Origin of the sequence: uncultured Campylobacter sp. (assembly GCF_938031315.1) — a bacterium.
Taxonomy (GTDB): Bacteria; Campylobacterota; Campylobacteria; order Campylobacterales; family Campylobacteraceae; genus Campylobacter_B.
In genome coordinates this window covers 1-1,842 of record NZ_CALHHT010000148.1, presented here as the reverse complement: position 1 = coordinate 1,842, position 1,842 = coordinate 1, and the positions used below count along the sequence as shown (strand labels likewise).

Sequence of the window (1,842 nt, the reverse complement as noted above, 5' to 3'; positions counted from 1 at the left end):
TAGCTCTTGCAAATTTAATCTCGTTAAATTTTACATTTTCAAGATACGGGACTCGGTACGTAAAAATTTGTAAATTTAATCCAAATTTGATCGCCAAATTTTAAGGCGCGGTATTTTTTCTTTAGACGAGGCGGAAACGACGGAGGCGAGGGAGCGTATGTAAAAATACGTGACCGAAGCCGACCGAGTTCCCAACGAAGTATAAAGAAAAAAGACAAGCTGCCATCAGCCTAAAATTTCCTTCTGCCAGTTCTCACCCCACACGGCATACGCCGCGCTCTCTTTCTCGTGCTCGCTCAGCCCCGAGATCGCGCGCGCAAACAAAGCCTTGTTCGCGGGCCCCTTCATTAGCGCCTTTAAGCTTTTGTAAATTTTATCCTCTTGATATGACGGCAGCCCTGCGACGATCACCTCTAAACTGCGCTCGCTAATACCGTAGCGATCGATAAATGCCTCGATAAATTTTATATGCGCACTCTGATGCTCGGCATCCACCGTCTCAAAGTAGCGCCGCGCGAGACCAAAGTATTTTTCGCTCTTTAGTGCGAGACCGAAAACTGCGTAGCTGCCGCTCATCAAACACTTTTCGCCATCCGTGTCGGCGTAGAACTCAAACTTGTGTCTTAGCGCCTCGTTCGCGTAAAGCTCGAGCTCCCCATCCAGCCCGTGCGCGAGCGCGGCGGCGAAAAATCGGTGCGTGGGCGTGGGCGCAAGGCCTTTGATCGGCAGATAGGTTTTCTGCGCCTTGGAGCTAAGCTTTACGGCGTAGCTTGCAGCAAAGCCCGCTCGCAGCAGCTTTATGATAAAATTTAGCGCCTTTTTATACGCGTCCGCCGTTTCGTTTTTGATTTTCGCGCGAACCTGCGCGAAAACATCGTTTGCGCTACACTCCACGTCCGCGTCTTTAAATTTTACTAGCTCGCCTTCAAGCTCGCCCGTGCCGCGGTCCAGATAGCTTTGCGCCTGAGCTGAGCCGAAAATCTTCGCCGCGCACTCCAAATCCTTGCGCGCAAGATTCACATCCCAGCTATAGCGCTTAAATTTGATATTCCAAAGCGCCGCCCGCACGAAAAACGCAAGCTCGCCCGCGTCTACATTCTCGGGTGCAAAGTCCTTTTTAAGCTCGTAATCTTTACTCCAGCCGTCACCTAAAATATCGTAAAATTTCGGCAGGAATTTCTCCTCTTTCCAGCGCCGCAGATTATTCTCTAGCGCGATTATAAAATCCCCAAAAGCCGCCTGTTTTTGACGTCTTGCACCGCATCGATTACCTGCTCAAGCAGCGCCGTTAGCGCCGTTTCGTCGTAATCCATAAGCGAAAGATCGAAAATGCGGTCCATAAATACGAAAATCTCGCGGCCGTCTTTGATCTTTTTATCGCGGCGGATGATGATCTCGCCTATATAATCGTCCATTTTACGCCTTAGCTCGGCTTTTCGCGCAGTGTTTTCAAAATAAAATTTACGCTCGCAGCTGCGCTGCGCCAGGCTCCCGCTCGCGCCTTCAAATTTGACTACCAAATCCAGCTTATACGCAAAAAACGGCAGATTTGCTTCAGCCAAAGACTCTTCCTCCGCGCTCTTTGCGATGAGCGGGACGATAGCCTCAAACTCCTCGCGCTCAAGCTCGTCCACCTCGGGCGCATCGGCTCTGAAACTGTCCGCGTCAAAATCCTCAAGATAGAGCCTAATACGCGCTTTGCGGCACTCCACGCCCAAAAAATCAAAATACCCCTCCTGTACCGGGCATCGCGAATACGGCGCTTCGCCCTTGTACTGCGAGCCGAACTTGCCAGCGATCAGGCGCTTTAGCGCGTCTGAAATTTTGCCCGCTAGCGAAATT

General features: G+C 50.8%; 2 protein-coding genes. Both read right to left on the bottom strand.

The window, feature by feature from the left end; all coding sequences use genetic code 11:
- Positions 1-225: 225 nt before the first annotated feature.
- Entirely contained in the window at positions 226-1,200 is a 975-nt protein-coding gene (locus tag Q0236_RS04020) for a DUF6138 family protein (RefSeq protein ID WP_297915367.1), read from the bottom strand.
- Between the two features lie 17 nt (positions 1,201-1,217).
- Positions 1,218-1,842: DUF6138 family protein (locus Q0236_RS04015; RefSeq protein ID WP_297915365.1), on the bottom strand; the 625-nt coding region annotated here is incomplete at its 5' end.